This is a genomic window from Saccharopolyspora sp. NPDC045839, from assembly GCF_056431645.1.
Map to the genome: position 1 here is coordinate 321,354 of NZ_JBWKKH010000004.1, position 19,850 is coordinate 341,203.

The window sequence follows — 19,850 nt, forward strand, 5'->3', positions numbered from 1 at the left end:
TGTGGGGCGTGGGCCGGATCCTCACCACCACCGCAGCGAATCCCAGATCCGTTGGAAGAGTCCCTGTTGCCGCGCAGGCCGACCACGAAGACCCTGCTTCGGCGTTGTTCGCGGTGGACTGGGTAATTGGAAGCTCCGGTACTGCTGCGGCACCGGCGGCGGTGGATTGGGCATGTGCCTGTTCTCGAGCGGTCCTGGGAAGCTGGTCTGCTGTGGTGGGGTTACCGGGCGCCGAGGTGGACTCGGCCCTGCAGGGTCGGTTTTGGTGGTTTGGCCCGGGACGGGTGATACACGGGAAGCGAATCTCGGCGATGAGTACAGTCGTCCGAGCCGCTCTTCGAAGTCGTCGGCTTTGCCCCTGGTGACCTGTCGGGCAGATCCGGTTCGCATCGAGGAGGGGCGTTCTGGTGGCGCTTCGTCTCGGTGACTGTGCTGGTCACCGTTGACCGGTGCGGGACCGTGAGCTGCGGCTTCCAGCATTGCTTCGACCTGGCTGGGGCTCAACAATCGGAGCGTACGAACACTTCGCAGCTCGATCTGCGGGGTGAGGTTGCGGCTCCAACGACTCTGGAAGAGGCTGAGCAGCCCGGTGACGGCTACCCAGGTTCCGTCCAGGTCCGCGAGATCCGCGCCGAAGTTCTTGCGTAGTTCATGACCTGCCGAACCGAACGCGACAACGGTGAAGTCGCCGCGCCGGTAATCCCCGAAGTTGATGTTTATGATCTTGTGAACCTTGGTGTTTGCGACCCTACCGAATACCGTGACCTCGTCGCCGTCGCGAGCGCGAAGTGCGTCGGCATCAACTGCGTGCATTGGCACTGGTTCACTTGCGCGACGTGACGGCGTGCCCGAGGACTGGGGTGCCTTGAGAGTGCCGTCCAGAACATCCAGCAGGACATCGAAATCGGCGGCACACGCGTCCATCAGTAGCCGCGTAGACTTCGCTACAATCGGCAGCTGTCGCAGTCTGGCGAAAGCTTCAGAGCGTTCAGGGTCGGCGAAATCCGCAGCAGTGAGCAGTAGGTTCTCGCCATTGTGGAAGGCGGCCCACAGACTCGGGTCGTGCTGCAGCGCAGTCAAGGAGATGTCCAGGACCCATGCTGAGAAGACGTCGATCGTCGCGTCGAAGGAGTTGCCCCGGCCCGGATGTTGGTAATGTCGATGCCCCTGCTCAGCGGTCCCGTATTCCCGCAGGATCGGCAGATACATCCCGTCGTAATCGACGAACTGCACGTTGAGGTCGGGCTTGACCAGGATATTTCCGTGCTGGAGGTCACCGTGTGCAGCCCCAGCCGCGCGCAGGTCAGCAACCGCGTCGAGAATTCGATTCCGTACTACTGCTAGGGATTCTGGAGCGTGGAGATTGCGCTCTACCCAGTCGCCGAGTGTTTTGCCATCTATCCAAGGCATTCGGACGATCGGGTAGGTCCGCTGGTCGACATTGATGCCAACGGGAACGTAGTCGACGTCAATGAGGAAGCCGAAATGCGGATTTCTGTGGATGAAGTCAGCGATCGCGGCATATCGCTGTTGGAGGTGGTTGCCTTCCTTGTGGAAACAGCGCACGGCGAAGCTCTGCCGCTCGACTTCGATCCGGAAGGTGAGCGCAAATCCACCTGAGACGGCTTCGGGAGTACCTCTGGGGGTCATCGCGGGGCGGCCATGGCGCACCACGTCATCGCGGAACGCGAGGTGCGGCGCTTGGACGGCCTGTTGGTAGTCGAATAGAGAGGGCAGTTTCATGTCCGGACCACGCACACTGTCATGTCGTCGTTCACGCCTGCGTCACGAGTGGCTGCTACGAAGTGGGAGAATTGTTTGCGGTCGGCCAGTCGCCACGAGAGCCAGCGCGTGTCCCCGGCTTCTGCCATTTGCAAAAGGCGCTTCGCCACTGCATCCGTTGCCAGGATGAACATGTCTCCGGGCTGGTAAGACCCCCTTGCCCGCCACTGCTCGCGTCCGGCAATGGCGCCCTCGGGTCCGAAATGCAGCAGATCAGGGAACCGGTTGAAGTATTTCGATACCTGCAGGGGGCCCGTGACCAGGGGACGTGATCCGCGCAGGTGGAAAAGGCAGGAATCGCCGACCGCCCACGCGTGGTACTCGCCGCGCGAGATGCCCAGTCCGACGAAAGCCGCGGCAACTCCGCGAACCAGTTTCTCTTGCGCGAACCAGGGAAGCCCCGGGTGCCATACCTGATTCCACCACTGATGGCCGAGCTCTCGCAGCACGGCGGGGTCAAGAGGATTCCGATTCTCGTGCACGAACGCGTCAACGAGAATCCGGCTCCACACCTCGGAGCGGGCAGACGTCGATGCCCCATCGGCAACGGCGAATCGACCCGCCCCGTCATCGATGGCGAAACTGTCCTCGTTCTCGTGCTGCTCGTGACCGGCCTTCGGTGAACTTCGCGGGGTTGCGAGCCAGCGTTTTCGGCGGGTCAATTCTCCGACTCGCCTGCAGTCAGCTCCTTGAGCCCGGTCGGAGTGACCGCTCTGGTGCCGATGTCGAGGAACTCGATGACATGAGTCGCATCGGCGTTGTACATGAAGCCTCGCGAGCCGGATTTGACTTCCAAATCGAGCGAGGAGGCGGCTTCGAGCATTGTCGACGGTAGTGCGCTGGACATGTTGAACAGCCTGACGGCGTTCTCATCGGGCAGACCGTCGCTGGTGTTCGGCAGCACCGACGGGTACGCGGGATTCGCCGACATGTGCAAGTTGAACAGCAATGTTGGCCCGTCGTCCGTCCCCATCTGGCACAGGGCCCTCGCGGCAACCGTCGGATCGCCGTCGGTACTCTCGCCGTCAGTCAGGTTGATGACGATCGGGGGGAAGCTGCTGCGGTGCTCTGCGCACCACTTCGAGACGATCTCTTCGGCAACCCGAAACGCTTGAACCATTGGAGTCTTTCCGTTGTGCAGCGGGTCGATCCACACTGGCTGATTCGTCGGAACCCGCACGATCCCACCGGCCCCGTCCGGCATCTTGCGCATCACCTGGTCAATCCGCTGCGGGTCGTCGGCAACCTCGCTGATGGGAAGCAACGGGCGGTCGACGTCGGAGCCGTGCAACACCGGTCGCACTTCCAGGCCGTAACCGATGATGCCGACCTCGAAGTAGTCGTGGATCCGGCCGTCTCCCTTGCTGCACATCAGCACAGCGTTGCCCAGCAGTTTGTTGACCGCCTGTGCGAGCGCCTGAGCGATCGAGGCCTCGGTGCCTGCCCACGGCTCGGACATCGAGAACGATTGATCGATGAGCAGCAGCAGGCATGCCCTACGAGTGCGGTTGATCTCCGCCGAATACATCGTCTTCCTTTCGAGCGATCAAGAGTTGCCGTCTCCAGCGCTGTCAGTTGCAGCCCAGATCGTTTATGACTTCGTCCAAGTTACTGAAACAGCGCCAGATCGGAATCCGGACGACCCTCGCGGTGGTGGCTTCGCCCATCAGTTTCTGGACGGCACAGAGCTGCCGGAGGCTTCGCCCCAATGTCCCGGAGGACTCCGTCCGGGTGCCGCTTCGGTCGAGGAGCACGGCTACCTTCCCGGTCGGCGTGTCGATCATCAGATCCGCTCGGTGGCCGCCGATGTCGGCTCCCACCTCGGTCGGGACACCGGACACCAGAAGTCGTTGGTGCAGTCTGGCGAGCGGTTCGTCCATGTCGAGATCGGTGACGTTCCGGCGGTCGGCATCCTCCGTTTGGGCCAACAGGACTTCGAGCAGACCGTTCGTCCTTCTCCACAGGTCCGCATCACCAACGACGATCAGCCGGGAAGTGGCGCGGGTGAAGGCCACGTTCCATAGGTTCTGGTTTGCTGCCAGCCTCTTCACAGATCGTTGTGCGCTGTCTTGAGAAAGGGTGGGTGACAGCACGATCACGTCTCGCTCCCCGCCCTGGAAGGCGTGGACGGTGCCGACTTGCACCTCTGGTGCATCGCTGAGGAGTTCGCGAATTCTCTTGCGTTGCGCGGCGAACGGGCTGACCACACCGATGGATTTGGCGTTGCCCGCGGCGCGGATCTCGTTCACGACATCCGCGACCCGGCGGGCTTCGTGCTGATTGCGCCACGACTTTGCCGGGGTCTGTTCACAGATTGCGCCGAGATGCTCCCAGCGCACGGGTTTGTCGGCGCCATTCGTGAGATTCGCGGGATTGGTGAGCACTCGTAGCCTGTTGCCGTAAACGCGTTCGTTCACGGTCTTGACGATCTCCGGGTGACAGCGGTAGTGCTCGTCCAGCCAGAGAACGTCGGTGGTCGTGGCAGCGGCAGCGTGGTAGGCGGAGAACCGGCCGTGGTCGAGCTGCCGATGTTGGAGCCACTCGTCCGACAACCCGGCTTCCTCGGCGGCTCGGTCGAGGTGACCGCGGTCGAGATTGGTGATATGGCTCAACTGGTGTGGATCGCCGATGATGAGCGCACGTTTCGCGCGGAAGAGCAGCGGAAGTACCTGCGCTACCGGACATTGACTTGCTTCATCGATGATCACCAGGTCGAAAAGACCTGGCTTCGGCGGGATGCTGGGCCTGGTCGCCAACGTCGTGGTTGCCCAGGCGGGAACGAATTTCAGCAGGTGTTCGAACTTGACCCAGTGCTTGGCGTCAGGGCTGGATAGCGCAGTGGCTCGGTCAAGGATGAAAGCTTCATCGGCCCCGATCCTGGATCGTAGCGTCGATTGCAGGAGCTCCGTGCTAGCCGTCCCGTGCTTCTGCTGTGCGGTATGCAGTGCGGCCAGGACATCGTGCTCGTCGGCAAGTTCGCTCAGCTCGTGCTGTAGCCGGCGAACGTCGAGTTCGGCATCAATGAGGTCCTGCCACGCGGGCAGCAGGTCTGTCTTGATGTCGAAATGACGGCGGAGCCTCCAGCGGTCCAGGAAACCGAAGGCCGCCCAGGTCATCGCCCGGTGTGTCCGTCGCCGATATCGGTTGAGCAGGTAGTCGGAGGTAGCCGCGAACCGCGACTCGTCCAGTTGCGTAGAGTCAAGCCAGGGCAGCAGCCGGGTGCGATTGAGCAGCGCGGTGGTGAGCTTGTGCTCGGCTTCGGCGCGGCGATCCAGCTCAGCCATCTGCTTGGCGGACTCGCGTTGCCAGCCTTGCACCGCCGCACCGATGTCGCTTGTCAACGGGGCATGCTTCTGCACTGCAGCTACTAGCTCGCGCAACCGGTCGCCTACGCCGCTGCGGATCTCCTTATTTCCGGTCCGAACGAGCGAGCCGGCGGAAATCTGATTGCTTCGTTCGACCACTACGTCGACAGCGGTGTTGTTGGTGGATGCGACGAGAACCTTTTCCCCTGCGCTGATCGCTGTCGCCAGGAGACTTGTGACCAACTGGCTCTTGCCAGTGCCGGGAGGACCGGTGGCCACGGTCAGCCGCCGGCTCATCGCGGCCCTGATGATGTCTTGCTGTGCTTCGTTTGTCTTATGCGGGGTTACCAACAGGTTTGGCGCCGTGTTTAGTGCGTGGGCGCTCTCCTGAGGGCTCGCCAGACCGGCCAGTGCGGTTCGGGAGAACGTGTCGACGCTGTTGAGGAGTTCCTGCTCGTAGTCAGCCAGCAGGGCCGCGAACATTTTCGACGACGCTTCGTCGGTGTGCAGCATCGCGGCGTTGTGCGCGCCCGCACGCGGATGCCGCATCTCCAGCTCATCGAGCAGAGCAGTCGGACGGATTGCCTGCAGAGATGGGATACCGGCGTAACTGAGGTGATGCTTTACCTTTTCCACCAAGGCTTTGTGGTCGCCCTGGGGCCAATCGGCGCGGAAATTCTCGACGAACGCATCGCGTTCCTGTGGACTCCAGTCGATCCAGGTGTCCAACAACTCGGCGTTCAGCTGGACCTCTCCGTTGCGCGCGAGGCGACCGCCCGGTAGAACACTGACGTCGACGACGAACAGCGGTGCTACGTGCCACGAAGGCTTGTCAGAAGTCTTGGCGTTGGCGTTTACGGTCACCAGCGGATAGCCGTAGCACAGCCCCAGGCCGTCCTTCGTGGCGCTTCGAGCGAGAGCAGCGATCGGCCCGCTGGGTTCGAGTGCTTCGGCGTTGCCGACGAGGAGCTGCTCTCGACCTCCGCCGATGAGGGCGAACTGCTTGCCGCGGGACGAAAGCTCCGGCATCGAGGTCGTGTGCACTTCGCGCTGAACGCACGACTGGTAGTAGGTCAGCAGCCGCCGCCATTGGTCGTGATCGAATGGAGCGTCTTCGGCGGACCTGGCCATATCCGGCGCGGGAGCTCCGGGCTGGCGGCGGCCCGTCGCACGTGCAGCCGCGCGGGTGAGCTTGATCCCGCCGACGACGCCGAGACTGAAATGCGTTGGCTGCTGCCGCTTCGATCTCGGGACGACGATGTCGACGTAGCTGGCCAGGTCTTTGTGATCGATCCAGCCATCACCGTCGCCGTCGGAAGCTTCGCCTTCGAGCGCATCGACGACGGCCTGGGTGAAGACCGCCAGCATCGGCGTTCCGTCCTTGGACGGTGGTTCGAAAGCCTCACCGGCTGCTCCGGCTGCCGCGATGATGACGCTTCCCCGGCTTTCCACCTGGCGAAACATCTCACTAGCCGTTGTGCCGCCTGACCGGCTGCTGAAACCGTCTGCGTACGCTCCGCTATAACAGCAGTCGAGCAGGATCATCTTGCTGCCCGCATGGCTGTCGCGTGCGAGTCGGTGCAGCAGGTCGGCTGGGATGGCGCTGGTGGGCCGAAGTCGGCGGTCGGAATCGATGTCGGCATCGCGTGGCAGCAGGTGAAGCCGTCCGCGTGCGTCCAGACCGCCGTGGCCGGAGAAGTGCACGAGCACGACATCGTCCGGCCGCTTGCGGTGGAATAGCTCGTCGAGCGCCGCCTCAGTCTGTGCTTTCGTCCCGTCTACCACGCTCTGGACCTGGAACTCGCCGCGCGTGCTCAGGACTTCTCGTAACCGCTGGACATCTAGTCCGGGAGCTTTCAGATCATCCAAGTTGGGGCTGTCGTATCGGGAAGTGCCGATGAGCAACGCGTGCCTCATGCGTCGGTGCGCCTGTGTCGGTAGAAGGAGTCCAGCAGTTCCGCGGGATTCGCCGCTGGCGAGCCGGTGATCTCCAGCTTGTCGCCATCAATCTCCACTATGACTTTGTCCTGGTCGTTTCGTCGCAACCAAGACTGAACAAGTGAGACCAGCGCACTCAGCACAGGCTTCGACAGCGCGCCGGTGACCGCCAGGGTGCCGATTGCCAGCGCTGTGCCCGACCTGCTGCCTTGTGGGCTTTCCGGACCGCGCTTCGGCTCGGCGATCAGGTCTAGCGCACGTATTTCGTCGGCCAATTCCCTGGTAAGCCCGTTCAGCGCTTGGCTGTCGAAGCCTTCAGCTGCGAAGACGGTCAACGTGAGCGTGTCGGAAGCGGCGGTCATGAACTCCCCAGGGCGTGATTCGTCAGGCCATTCTTGAGAACTGGCACGCATACGTTACGTGGCAGCCCTGAGGGGTGGTGGAACTATTGCAACTAACACCTGAATGGAGTAGTCAGATAAGGAATATTCCGAATTTGTTTATGACAGCAGTCGGCTTCGCTGTGATCGACGGACTGCCTGCCGTGCGTCTCGCCGTGGCCGGTCGCTCCGGTCGGCAATGCGTTCTGCGCATGTACGTCAGGGCGTCAGAGGGACTTGCGGAGGGCTTCGATGAGGTTGTTGGCCCTGGCGTCTCCGTGGCCGATCATTCTGTTGGCCACGTAGGCGAAGCCCACTCCGGATTCTTCGTCGCCGAATGCGAACTGGCCTCCCGCTCCGTCGTTGCCGAAGCTGGTTTCTCCCAGCATCGGGCGGAAGGACTGCGAGTCGAGCAGGAAGCCCGAGCCCCAGCGCGTTCCGGCGTCGAAGCCCAGCCAGCCCTGGCCGGACGACACCTCTCGGACCGCGTCCGCCACGGTGGCCGGTGTGAGCAGCCGCCGGCCGCCGTCGATGCCGGTCACCGCCGCCGCGTACAGGCCGGCGAGGCCGCTGGCCGACGCCGTCGCGCCCGCGCCGGGCAGCTCCATGCCCAGCAATGCCGGGTCGTTCCAGCCGTGCGGTACGTCGACGCCGGGGAAGACCAGTGCGCCGTTCATCGTCACGATGCGGGTGAGCAGGTGCTCGGGTCCCGGCATCTCGGGGCGTCCTGCGGCCTCCACGAGCCGTGCGCGGCCGTCGAACTCTTCGGCGGGCAGGCCGATCCAGGCCCGCAGGCTGAGCGGGTCGCCCACCGCCTGGCGGAAGTACGTGCCCGGGGTGCGGCCGGTGATGCGGCGGATGACCTCGCCGATGAGGAAGCCGAACACGTGGCCGTGGTACTCGTACGCCGTTCCCGGCTCCCACAGTGGCGGCTGTTCCTCGATGGCGCGGATCACCGGTTTCCAGGCCGCGATCTCGTCGAAGGCGAGCTCGTCGTCCAGCGCCGGGATGCCCGCCCGGTGCCCGAGGACCATGCGGCAGGTGATGGCCTCCTTGCCGTGCCGCGCGAACTCCGGCCAGTACCGCGCCACCGGGGCGTCGAGATCGAGGCGTCCCTCCTGCGCGAGGAGGTGCGCGCAGAGGCTCACGATCCCCTTCGCGCAGGAGAACACCGGCACGGCGGTGTCCTGCGCCCACGGCCGGCCGGTGCGCTCGTCGGCGAACCCGCCCCACAGTTCCGCGACCTTGCGCCCGCCGACGAACACCGTGACCGCCGCGCCGAGTTCGGGGAATTCGGTGAAGTTCCGCGAAAACGCGTCGGCGACGGCTCCGAAGCGCTCGTCGGCCCAACCGCTGTGCTCCACCGCTGCCATCCTCTCGTCCTGGTGCCGCACGCATGCGACCGGACCACGGTATGGCATCGGGTGATCTTGAGGCGAACCATTTACCGAGCCGCCGGCGGGCGCTGGATCGCGAAAGCGAGGACGAACGGCCGAGATGTCCGATTCGGACAGTCCACCGGTAGAACCCGTTGACCGACGACACCTCTCGGTCCCGGTTGCGGATGGTCCAGCGGGCGGCTTTCGATCGGACCGGCGGCATGGCCGACCCGCGCGAACGGCCGAAGCCACCAACGTTCCACATCCGGCTTCCCCTCCCGAACTCACCCGGTGCTCGCGCAGCCGCCGGGCCGGGCGGTATCAATGGGTGGGTGAGCGAAGGTGGCGCGATCCGGGTGGCGGTGCTGGGGCCGATTCGGGCCTACGTCGATGGATCGCCGATCGGCATTCCCGGTGCCCGGGCCCGCCTCCTGCTGGCCCGGCTGGCGCTGGCCCGCGGTCGGCTGGTGCCCGCCGAGATGCTGATCGACGACCTGTGGGGCGCGGATTCGCTCGCAGACCCGGCCAATACCTTGCAGGCGCTGGTATCGCGGTTGCGCAAGGTCGTGGGCGCCGCGGCGGTGGAGCTGACGAGCGGGGGCTACCTGCTCAGGGCAGACGTGGATGCATCGCGGTTCGAGGAGCTGGCCGCGCGGGGCCGCCGGGAACTGGCCGCCGACCACCCCGCCGCCGCCATCACCAGCCTCGGCACGGCGTTGGGCCTGTGGACCGGCCCGGCGCTGAGCGACCTGCCGGACGCCCCGTTCGTCCGCACGGCGACCGCGCGGCTGGAGGAGATGCGGCTGGCGGCCGCCGAGGATCGCTTCGAGGCGGCGCTGGGTCTGGGACGTCACGGCGAGGTGCTGGCCGAGTTGGAGGCGTCGGCCGGGGAACATCCACTGCGGGAGCGGCTGGCCGCGCTGCGGATCCGTGCGCTTCACGAGGTGGGGCAACAGTCGGAGGCGCTCGCCGCGTACGAGAAGGTTCGCGGCGCACTCGCCGAGCATCTCGGTGTCGATCCCGGGGCCGAACTGCGGCAGATCCACCTGGCCATGCTGCGCGGCGAACTCGACCCGCTGGTGGCGCGCCCGAAACTCGTGCCTGGCCGGCTGCCCGCGCAGCTCACCAGCTTCACCGGGCGGGACGCGGAGCTGCGTTTGCTCGCCGGACAACTCGCGGCCGCCCGGCTGGTGACGATCGTCGGGCCGGGCGGCGTGGGGAAGACCCGGCTGGCCATCGAGACGGCGACCCGGCACCCGGCCCACGATCAGGGCCGGGTGTGGTTCGCGCCGCTGGCCGGTGCGGCGGGCCAGGTCGCCGAGGCCGTGCTGGGAGTGCTCAGTGCCGCCGGCGCGCGTCTCGGCGGGGCACGGCAGGGGATGCTCGATCAACTGGTGGAGCTGATCGGCCCCGAGCCGGCGGTGCTGGTGCTGGACAACTGCGAGCACCTGGTGGCCGCCGCCGCGGAGTTCGCCGACCGGCTTCTGGAACGGCTGCCGCGACTGACGATCCTGGCCACCAGCCGGGAACCACTGGCGATCACCGGCGAGTCGCTGTGCCGGCTCGGCCCGCTGGAACTGCCGACGGGGACCGCCACGGCGGGTGACTCGGCCGCGGTGCGGCTGTTCGTCGATCGGGCGCAGGCCGTCCGGCCCGGCTTCGCGCTGGACGAGTCGACGGTGGGGCTGGTCGTCGATGTATGCCGACGGCTGGACGGCCTGCCGCTCGCCCTGGAACTGGCCGCTGCCCGGCTGCGCTCGATGACCGCCGAGCAGATCGCGCACCGGCTCGATGACCGGTTCCGGCTGCTCACCTCGGGCAGCCGGACGGCGTTGCCGCGGCACCGGACGCTGCTCGCGGTGGTCGAGTGGAGCTGGGAGCTGCTGACCGAGCAGGAGCGGGTGCTTGCCGGACGGCTCTCGGTCTTTCCCGGCGGGGCGACGGTGCCCGCTCTGGAGGCCATCTGCGCGGACGGGACGCTGCCCGCCGACGACGTCGTCTACGTGCTCGGTTCGCTGGTGGAGAAGTCCCTGGTGCAGTGGGACGGGCGGCGGTACCGGATGCTGGAGACCATCCGCGCGTACGCGAGCGAGCGGCTGGGCGAGCGGAAACCCGTCTCCGACCGGTTCATGCGATATTTCCTGGCGCTGGCCGAGGAGCACGAGCCTCGCCTGAGGTCCCGGGAGCAGCTCGCCTCATTGCGGTGGTTCGACGCCGAGTACGACAACCTGCTGTCCGCGTTGCGTGCGGCCATCGACGACGGCATCGCGGACACGGCGGCGCGGCTGGTCGGCTCGCTGGTGTGGTACTGGCAAACATTGCGCTTCGACGCCCGGGCGGACGGGTTCGTGGCCGAGGTGCTCCGCTTCGGCGATGCCCTCCCCGGCCACAGCCGGGCAGCCCTCACCGCGCTGTACCAGCTGAACAGGAGTGATGGAACGGCCGCCGACCCCGAGCGGGTGCGCTCGGTCATCGAGGACTGCATCAGCACCGGCGCATTCGAGCACCACCCGATGCTGTTGATGGTGACGGCCCCGATGGCCTACTTCATGGGGCACGTCGAGCTGGCCGAGAGCCTGCTGCACGGCGCCGAAGATCATCCGGACCGGGGGGTGACGGCCATCGCGGCCTGGGCGCGGTCCGTCTTCCGGAACGACCAGGGTGACTGGTCGGGCGCGGCTGCGGAGCGGACACGGGCGCTGCGCGGGTTCGAGGAGGTGGGCGAGCGGCTCGGCCTGGCGTTCATCCTGGCCAGGGTGGCGCAGGACCACGCCCTGCAGGGAGAGCACGACCAGGCGATCGCCGCCCTGGAGCGGTGCGTCACGCTCGCGGCCGAGGTCGGCTGGGCGGAGGAGATCTCGTACCGGGCCCAGCTGGGGGCCCAGCGATTGCGCGCGGGCGACCTGGGCGGGGCTCGGCGGGAGCTGGACATCGCCCTGCGGCAGGCGGTCGAGCGCGGCCAACCGCACCTGCGGATCGAGCCGCTGGTGGGCCTGGCCGACCTGCACCGCCGCGCGGGCGAACCGGACCGCGCCGAGCAGACGCTCCGCCACGTGGAGTCGATCGCTCACGGTCAGCCCAGTGCCGAGCAGGCCGCCGCGATGCTCATCACCCCGGTCCGGATGGCCGGTCGGCTCGACACCGGGCAGCCTGCGACGGCGCGGGAGCTGCTGCCCTGGGTGGTGGCGGTGGCGGAATCGGCCGTGCGAGATCTGGCGGCACCGGGCGCGGAACTGCTGGCCCGGTTGCTGGCGCAGGAGGGGGACGCGGCCGGGGCGGCGACCGCGCTCGGCATGAGCCAGGTCATCCGCGGGACGTTCGACCGGGGCGATCCGGAGCTGCGCGAGCTGATCGACGATCTCACCGCACGGCTCGGCGCAACGGCCTACGCGCAGGCGTTCGACCGGGGAGCCGGGATGCCGCGAGCCGAGGCGCTTGGCCGGCTGGGCTCGCTCTGACAGCCTCCATCAGTCGCCTTTCAGCACGCCGTCAGCGCGTCTGGGCAGGGTGGATCTCACGTGATCAACCCGCTCAGGAAGGCATCACCATGGCAGGCAGCACGCACGAGAAGGTGCAGGAGGCGCTGGAACGGGTGGTGGCCGAGGGCAGCGCCCCCGGAGCCGTCGCCGAAATCCGGGACGCCAACGGCACCTGGTTCGGCTCGGCCGGGGTCGCCGACCTCGAGACCGGCCGCCGCCGCGACCCGGGCGACCGGTTCCACACCGGCAGCGTCAGCAAGGCGTTCATCGCCAGCGCGCTGCTGACGCTGGAGGCCGAAGGAAGGCTGAGCCTCGACGACACCGTGGACGCCTGGCTGCCCGGTGTGGTGAGCGGCAACGGCAACGACGGCCGCAAGATGACCATCAGGCAACTGCTCTCCAACACCAGCGGTCTGGGGATGACCGGCCTGAGTCCCGAGATCGTGCGCAGGTACCACACGCGGTCCGGGTTCGCCGAGAACCGCTACCACGTCTGGACCATGGACGAGATCCTGCGACTCCAGATGTCCATCCCGCCGGTGTCCGCGCCGGGCGAGGGCTTCGCCTATTCCAATGGCGGGTTCCAGATCGCCGGCGCGATCATCGAGAAGGCGACCGGTCGAAGCTATGTGGACGAGATCGGCCGGACGGTCATCCGGCCGCTCGGGCTGGCCGACACTTACGCCCAAACCCTGGATGAGTGGCGATTCCGGGGCCAGCACTGCAAGGCGTACTCGAAGGGACTGTTCATCAGGGACGATGTCGACCCGGACAGCCTCACGGCGGAGAATTACGCGTCCCTCCTGGAAGGCACCGATGGCGATCCGGCGGACATCACGGACCGGACCTACTTCGAGGGAGCCGCCGGTTGCGTCGTCTCGACCACCGGCGACCTGCTCCGGGTCGCGGAAGCGCTGATCACCGGCTCCCTGCTGCCGCCGGCGCAGCATCGTGCGATGTGGACCACCGGCCCCACCACGAACTGGATTCCCAACGCCCGGTATGGCCTCGGGGTGTCGCAGTGGCCGCTGGCCGACGGCCGCCTGCTGCACGTCCTGTCCGGCATGACGGGAGGTACCGCCTGCGTCGCCCTGGGCACTCCCGACGGTGAGCTCGTCGTCTCCATGCACGTCAACGGCGACTGGAACTGGTACCTGGCCTGCTACCAGGTCGCCGAGGCGGCGTTCGGCTCTCCCTTCCTCGTGGCTCAATAGCGCACCAGGCAGTTCGCCATCGCCGGCGATTGCCCTGCCGCAACCGGATTCGGGATATCCCATGTGGACAGACGCGCCACGAGAAGCCATGCGCGGCGACTTCGTGATCCGCCCGCGCGTGGCCTCAGATCCCACGAAAGGAACGAAATTCCCATGACCACCGACCTCCGCCGGCCCGCGCTGGCGGCGACCGCGGTGCGCAAGGCGTACGGCGACCACGTGGTGCTGGACGGCATCGACCTCGACATCCCCGCGGGAACTGTCTTCGCGTTGCTCGGCCCGAACGGCGCCGGCAAGACCACCATGGTGCAGATCCTGTCCACGCTCATCCGCGCCGACGCGGGGGAGATGCGGGTCGCCGGCCACGACGTGGTCCGGGATCCGGACGCGGTCCGTGCCGCGATCGGTGTCACCGGCCAGTTCTCGGCGGTGGACGGCTTCCTCACCGGCGAGGAGAACCTCCGGCTGATGGCCGACCTGAACCACCTGCCCCGCCAGGAACGGCGGCGGTGCGTCGCGGACCTGCTGCAGCGGTTCGATCTGGTGGATGCGGCCAAGAAGCCCGCGGTGACGTATTCCGGCGGGATGGGCCGCCGCCTGGACCTCGCGATGACGCTGGTCGGCCGGCCGCAGGTGATCTTCCTCGACGAGCCGACCACCGGACTGGACCCGCGCAGCAGGCGGACCATGTGGGAGATCATCCGCGGGCTGGTGACCGACGAGGGCGTCACGATCTTCCTCACCACCCAGTACCTGGAGGAGGCCGACCGGCTCGCCGACCGGATCGCCGTTCTGCACCGAGGAAAACTGGTCGCCCAAGGCACGGCGGAGGAGCTCAAGCGACAGGTCGGCGGCGGCCACGTCACGCTGCGGTTCACCGATCCGCACGACTACGACCGCGCGTCCCGGACGCTGGAGGTGTTGTCCCGCAACGATGAGACGCTCACCTTGCAGATCTCCAGTCAGGGCGACGTCCGGTCGCTGCGCGCGCTGCTCGACCGGCTCGACCGCGCTTCGCTCGAAGTGGACGAATTCCAGGTCCACACCCCCGATCTCGATGACGTCTTCTTCGCCCTGACGGGCAACCCGGCCGCGGAACAGGAGCCCACCCGATGAGTACCGCCTCCAGTGGCGTTTCCGCCGCCTTCGCCGACTCGGCGACCATGTTCCGCCGCCAGCTGCGGCACATGCTGCGCTATCCGACGCTCACCCTGACGGCCGCCGGGGTTCCGGTGATCTTCCTGCTGCTGTTCGTCTACGTTCTCGGCGGCATGCTCGGCAGTGGCCTTGGCGGGCCGTCGGGCGGCCGGGATGCCTACGTGAACTACGTCGTGCCCGGCATCATCCTGATGACCGCGGCCACCGCGGCCCAGGGCACGGCGATCTCGGTGGCCATCGACATGACCGGGGGCATCGTCGCCCGGTTCCGCACCATGGCCATCGCCCGGGTCTCGGTGCTCACCGGTCACGTGCTGGGCAGCCTGGCCCAGACCCTGCTGAGCATGGCCATCGTCACCGGCGCCGCACTGCTGGTGGGCTTCGAGCCCACCGCGGGCTTCGGCGAATGGCTCGGCGCGGTCGGTGTGCTCGTGATGATCATCTTCGCGCTCACGTGGCTGTCGGCCGCCTTGGCGATGGTGGCCAAGAGCGTCGCCACCGCGAGCAACATGCTGACGCCGCTGATGATCCTGCCGATGATCGGCAGCGGGTTCGTCCCCACCGACTCGATGCCGGCCGGATTGCGCTGGTTCGCCGAATACCAGCCGTTCACCCCGTTCATCGAGACCCTGCGCGGGCTGCTGATGGGCACCCCGATCGGCAACAGCGCGATCCTCGCCATCGGCTGGTGCGCCGTGATCGCCCTGGGCGGCTACCTGTGGGCGAAGAAGCTCTACAACCGCGAACTCGCCCGATGAGCAGCTTCGTCCGGCGAAAGTGATCGGCGCATCGGGTGATCTTGGCGCGGACCATTCGGCCGAGCCGCCGGCGGCCGGGCGCCGGGCTTCGAAAGTGAGGACGAAGGTCCTGGCGAGCGGCGGCCGGGTCCGGGCATGCTGGCTTTGGTCGCCGCACCCGGACAACGTCGCCCGCCGCGGCGTTTTCGCTTGCTCGCGAGGAGGTTGATGATGAACGACATTCGGATCGACGAGCCGACGCGGTTTTGGTCGGTCCCCGCCACGGCGGGGCAGCAGGTGCCGGCGCCGCGCGCGCCCGAGGCGCACAGCGGGCTCGCCCGGCTCGTGATCAGCCGCGGGCCCGACGCGGGCACCGGGTTCACGATCGGCATGCCGCGCACCACGATCGGGCGCGGCCGCGACTGCGACATCGTGGTCGACGACGTCACCGTCTCGCACGTGCACGCCGAGCTGCGCGAGGAAGGCGGCCGGTGGGTGCTCGTCGACGGCGGCTCGCTCAACGGCACCTACCTCAACCGGCTGCCGGTGGAGGCCGCCGTGCTGGCCGACGGTGACGAGATCTGGGTCGGCAAGGTCCGCTTCACCTTCCGCACCGACGCCTGAGGCCGGCGAAGAGCACCGGGCAGCGACCCGGGTGCGCTCGTAGCCTGGAAGGGTGGATGACACCCGGTCCGGGACGACGACGGTGTTCCTGGTCGACGACCACGAGGTCGTGCGGGTCGGACTGGCCGACCTGCTCAGCGCCGAGCCAGACCTCGAAGTCGTGGGCCAGGCCGCCACGGCCGGCGAGGCGGAGGCCCGCATCCCCGCCCTGCGGCCGGACGTGGCCGTGCTCGACGTGCGGCTCCCGGACGGCAACGGCATCGAGCTCTGCCGGGAGCTGCGGTCCCGGCTGCCCGGGCTGAACTGCCTGATGCTGACCTCGTTCTCGGACGAGCAGGCCATGCTGGACGCGATGCTGGCCGGGGCCGCCGGCTACGTGGTCAAGAACATCAAGGGGATGGAGCTGGCGTCGGCGGTGCGCACGGTCGGATCGGGCCGGTCGCTGCTCGGCGAGCAGGGCACCGCGGAGCTGGTGAACAAGCTGCGCGCCAAGCTGGACAGCGCCGCGGCGCTGCCCGACCTGACGCCCCAGGAGCGCATCCTGCTCGACCTCATCCGCCAGGGCCTGACCAACCGGCAGATCGCCGACCGGATGTACCTGGCGGAGAAGACGGTCAAGAACTACGTGTCCCGGCTGCTGTCCAAGCTGGGCCTGCAGCGCCGGACCCAGGCGGCGGTCCTGGCCACCCAGCTGCACCACCGGCCGAAGCGGGTCTGAGGCCCGTCAGCTGCGGGCGGGCGCGTCGTCGACCACGTCCTCAAGGGAGCGTCGCGGCGTCGCGGGCACCGGCGACCCGTAGCCGATGCGCAGCACGGCCTGCGGCCACAGGCCGCCGCCGATGAGTTCGCGCAGCTCCTTGCGGGTGGTGGGCACCTCGACGATCTGGGAGAGGAACGAGCTCGACAACCCGGCGGCGGTGGCGGCCAGCAGCACGCGCTGCATCGCCATCCCGGCGTGCAGCTGCGCGGACACCCCGTCCTGGAACGAGCCGAGCACGCAGATCAGCGGCTCGGGCTCGAAGTCCTTGCCGGCCACGCGGGCGTTCGCCTGCCCGCTGCTGTAATCGCGCAGCACCCATTCGTCCTGCGGCTCCGGGATCGGGCCGCTGCTCCTCGCGGGCACCCCGTCGGGCGTCGTCGGGCCGCGGCCGGTCCAGTGCTGCAGCTCCGCCACGAACTCCGCATCCGCGAGCTGTGCGTCGTGCGCCTGCTGGGCCAGCGCCTGCAGCTTCGGCAGCTGTTCGCGCTCCGGGATCGCCAGCCACGCCCGCTCCGCCTCCGCGGCCTGCCGCAGCTGGCTGTGCAGCGACATCGGGACCGGGGTGGGCAGGAACGGCTTGCGGTTGGTGCGGCGTCGCGGGATCGCAGCCGCGAGCTCGATGTCGGTGGGAGTCGCCGGGCGTCGCCTGGCCGGGCGGACGATCGCGAGCAGATCCGATGCGCAGCGGTGCGGCAGCACGTTCACGTCCGGTTGCACGCCGGCCGCCCGGATCGCCAGCCGCAGGTTCAGCAGCGCCGCGCCGCAGGCGAGCAGGAGCTCGCGGTCCTCGGGGTCGGCCACCGGCACGGCGCGCGACCGGTCCGCGTGCAGCGCGATGGCGTCGGCCGTGCAGTGGAATCGCCAGGGCTGGCTGTTGTGCAGCGATGGTGCGGAAGTGGCCTCGATCAGCGCCTCCCGGACCTGGTCGGCCGTCAGGCACCCCACTGCGCCGATAGGCGTGTTCATCGGGTCTCCCTCCGGTCGCGTGCTGCCAGCGTGCCGGTGGCGGGTGCGGCGAACCAGAGTCGATCGTCACCACTCGGCACCCGGTGCGAATCGGTCGGACGTGCCACAGTAGACGCGTGAGCAGGGCGGACGCGGCGAACCCCGGCGAACCGCAGGACCCGTCGAGGTCGGTCGCGGATGCGTTCTCCCGATTGCGGCTGAGGGAGCTGTTGAACCAGGTCCAGGAGCGCATCGAGGAGATCATCGGGCTGCGCGAGCGGATGGACGGCCTGCTGTCGGCCGTGCTCGGGATCTCGTCGGAACTCGAACTCGACGCGGCGTTGCGGCGCATCGTGCACGCCGCCATGGAACTCGTCGACGCCCGCTACGGCGCCATCGGCGTGCTGGGCCCCGGCGGGGAGCTGTCGCAGTTCGTGTACGAGGGCATCGACGAGCCGACGCGGGAGCGCATCGGCTCGCTGCCCACGGGACACGGCGTGCTCGGCGTGGTCATCGAGGCGGACAAGCCGCTGCGGCTGACCGAAATCTCCGACCACCCGGCCTCGATCGGCTTCCCGCCGCACCACCCACCGATGCGCGGCTTCCTCGGCGTACCGATCCGCGCCCGGCAGGAGACGTTCGGGCGGCTGTACCTGACGGAGAAGCGCGGCGGTGGGGAGTTCACCGAGGACGACGAGGCCGTCATGCAGGCGCTGGCCGGCGCGGCGGGCATCGCGGTCGACAACGCCCGGCTGTTCGAGGAGGTCCGCCGCCGGGAGCGCTGGCTGGACGCCACCGGCGAGATCACCGCGGGACTGCTGGCGGGCACCGATCCCATCGACGCGCTGCAGATGATCGCCGAGCGGGCGGCGGAGCTCACCGCCGCCGACTACGCCCTGGTCGCGGTGCCCGCGGCCGGCGAGGACGCGGCGGAGGTGGCCGACCTCGTCATCACCGTGTCCGTCGGGCTGGACATCGAGGGCCTGGCGCACCGGACGATCCCGGTCAGCGGTTCCACCACCGGGCAGGTGTTCCGGGAGCGGTTGCCGCGCAACGTCTCGAACCTCGTCTTCGACATCACCGAGGGCAATGCCGTGCAGTTCGGCCCCGCGCTCGCGGTTCCGATGCGGGCCGACGAGACCACGTCCGGCGTGCTGCTCACCGCGCGCGAGACCGGGGCGCCGGGGTTCGACGAGAACCAGCTGCAGGTGGTGTCCTCGTTCGCCGACCAGGCGGCGCTGGCCCTGCAGCGCGCCGAAGCGCAGGCCGCCCGCCGGGAGCTCGACGTGCTGGCCGACCGCGACCGCATCGCGCGCGACCTGCACGACCACGTCATCCAGCGGTTGTTCGCCATCGGCATGGCGATGCAGGGCACGCAGCGCCGCGCGAAGGTGCCGATCGTGGCCGCCCGGCTGACCGAGCACATCGACCAGCTGCACGAGGTGATCGAGGACCTCCGCGCCAGCATCTTCGACCTGCAGGCCACCGGCGAGAGCGCGCTGCGGTTCCGCGCGCGGGTGCAGCGCGTCGTCACCGACGTGGTCGGCGACAGCCCGATCCGCATCACCGTGCGGATGGCGGGCCCGCTCGACGTGCTGCCGCCGAAGCTGGCCGAGAACGCCGAAGCGGTCGTGCTGGAGGCGGTGAGCAACACGATCCGGCATGCGCGGGCATCGGAGCTGTCGGTCGCGATCGCCCTGGACGACGCCCTGTCGATCGAGGTGACCGACAACGGCATCGGCATCCCGGACGACGTCACGCCCAGCGGCCTGCGCAACCTCGCGGAGCGCGCGGACCAACTGGGCGGGCAGTGCACCGTTCAGCCGCTACCGACGGGCGGAACCAGCGTGCGCTGGAGCGCCCCCCTGCGCTGATCGCCGTCGCTCCCGCGCTGCGGTGCCACCATGTGCCACAGTGGCGCGCATCGTGCCCTTGATTCCTGCATGGTGGTCGGAGCCTCGAAGTCCCGATCCAGGGTTCGTGTTTCAGAGGGGGGCGCGGGCAGGTGGCCGTCCGGGGCGCAGGGCGCCGGTTTCGCGCGAAACCGGCGCCACGCCCCGGGGGTGGGAGGCAGCATTTGGGCAAAAAACAACCCCCTTCTGCGACCGAGCCCTCTGACACCCACAACAGGTCCCCGCCTTTCCTCCCT

At 68.0% G+C, this 19,850-nt stretch carries 14 protein-coding genes; 7 read left to right on the forward strand and 7 right to left on the reverse strand.

Going from position 1 to position 19,850, the window contains the following annotated elements:
- Positions 1 to 21: 21 nt before the first annotated feature.
- From AC07EQ_RS08850 to AC07EQ_RS08875, 6 genes are all read right to left on the reverse strand, one after another.
- Entirely contained in the window at positions 22 to 1,743 is a 1,722-nt protein-coding gene (locus AC07EQ_RS08850; RefSeq protein ID WP_478387425.1) for a hypothetical protein, read from the reverse strand.
- Entirely contained in the window at positions 1,740 to 2,444 is a 705-nt protein-coding gene (locus tag AC07EQ_RS08855) for a protein phosphatase 2C domain-containing protein (protein ID WP_478387426.1), read from the reverse strand. The genes AC07EQ_RS08850 and AC07EQ_RS08855 overlap by 4 nt, the downstream gene beginning before the upstream one ends.
- A complete protein-coding gene (locus tag AC07EQ_RS08860) occupies positions 2,441 to 3,310 on the reverse strand; it encodes a vWA domain-containing protein (protein WP_478387427.1) in 870 nt (289 codons plus the stop codon). Before AC07EQ_RS08860 ends, AC07EQ_RS08855 begins: the two co-directional genes overlap by 4 nt.
- Before the next feature lie 43 nt (positions 3,311 to 3,353).
- A complete protein-coding gene (locus tag AC07EQ_RS08865; protein WP_478387428.1) occupies positions 3,354 to 6,992 on the reverse strand; it encodes an AAA domain-containing protein in 3,639 nt (1,212 codons plus the stop codon).
- Positions 6,993 to 7,000: 8 nt separating this feature from the next.
- A complete protein-coding gene (locus AC07EQ_RS08870; RefSeq protein ID WP_478387429.1) occupies positions 7,001 to 7,387 on the reverse strand; it encodes a hypothetical protein in 387 nt (128 codons plus the stop codon).
- 245 nt (positions 7,388 to 7,632) lie between these two features.
- A complete protein-coding gene (locus AC07EQ_RS08875) occupies positions 7,633 to 8,778 on the reverse strand; it encodes a serine hydrolase domain-containing protein (protein WP_478387430.1) in 1,146 nt (381 codons plus the stop codon).
- Between the two features lie 338 nt (positions 8,779 to 9,116).
- Here AC07EQ_RS08875 and AC07EQ_RS08880 point away from each other — a divergent pair, with 338 nt between their 5' ends.
- The 6 genes from AC07EQ_RS08880 (at position 9,117) to AC07EQ_RS08905 (ending at position 16,714) form a co-directional block, all read left to right on the forward strand.
- Positions 9,117 to 12,242 carry a BTAD domain-containing putative transcriptional regulator gene (locus AC07EQ_RS08880; protein ID WP_478387431.1) on the forward strand — a complete coding sequence of 1,042 codons (3,126 nt, stop codon included), beginning with the start codon at positions 9,117 to 9,119 and terminating at the stop codon, positions 12,240 to 12,242.
- Between the two features lie 89 nt (positions 12,243 to 12,331).
- On the forward strand, positions 12,332 to 13,477 hold the full coding sequence (locus AC07EQ_RS08885) for a serine hydrolase domain-containing protein (protein WP_478387432.1): 1,146 nt from the start codon (positions 12,332 to 12,334) through the stop codon (positions 13,475 to 13,477).
- A 153-nt stretch (positions 13,478 to 13,630) separates the two neighbouring features.
- A complete protein-coding gene (locus AC07EQ_RS08890) occupies positions 13,631 to 14,593 on the forward strand; it encodes an ATP-binding cassette domain-containing protein (protein WP_478387433.1) in 963 nt (320 codons plus the stop codon).
- Positions 14,590 to 15,393: an ABC transporter permease gene (locus AC07EQ_RS08895; protein WP_478387434.1), complete on the forward strand. Its 804-nt coding sequence runs from the start codon at positions 14,590 to 14,592 to the stop codon at positions 15,391 to 15,393. Before AC07EQ_RS08890 ends, AC07EQ_RS08895 begins: the two co-directional genes overlap by 4 nt.
- Positions 15,394 to 15,603: 210 nt before the next feature.
- A complete protein-coding gene (locus tag AC07EQ_RS08900) occupies positions 15,604 to 15,996 on the forward strand; it encodes an FHA domain-containing protein (protein WP_478387435.1) in 393 nt (130 codons plus the stop codon).
- A gap of 52 nt (positions 15,997 to 16,048) precedes the next feature.
- The gene (locus AC07EQ_RS08905) at positions 16,049 to 16,714 is read left to right on the forward strand and encodes a response regulator transcription factor (RefSeq protein WP_478387436.1); all 666 of its coding nucleotides are present in this window, start codon (positions 16,049 to 16,051) and stop codon (positions 16,712 to 16,714) included.
- A 6-nt stretch (positions 16,715 to 16,720) separates the two neighbouring features.
- Here AC07EQ_RS08905 and AC07EQ_RS08910 read toward each other — a convergent pair whose 3' ends face one another.
- The gene (locus AC07EQ_RS08910) at positions 16,721 to 17,722 is read right to left on the reverse strand and encodes an Acg family FMN-binding oxidoreductase (RefSeq protein WP_478387437.1); all 1,002 of its coding nucleotides are present in this window, start codon (positions 17,720 to 17,722) and stop codon (positions 16,721 to 16,723) included.
- Between the two features lie 116 nt (positions 17,723 to 17,838).
- Here AC07EQ_RS08910 and AC07EQ_RS08915 point away from each other — a divergent pair, with 116 nt between their 5' ends.
- Positions 17,839 to 19,575, forward strand: coding sequence for a GAF domain-containing sensor histidine kinase (locus AC07EQ_RS08915; protein WP_478387438.1), 1,737 nt, complete (start codon positions 17,839 to 17,841; stop codon positions 19,573 to 19,575).
- Positions 19,576 to 19,850: the final 275 nt, after the last annotated feature.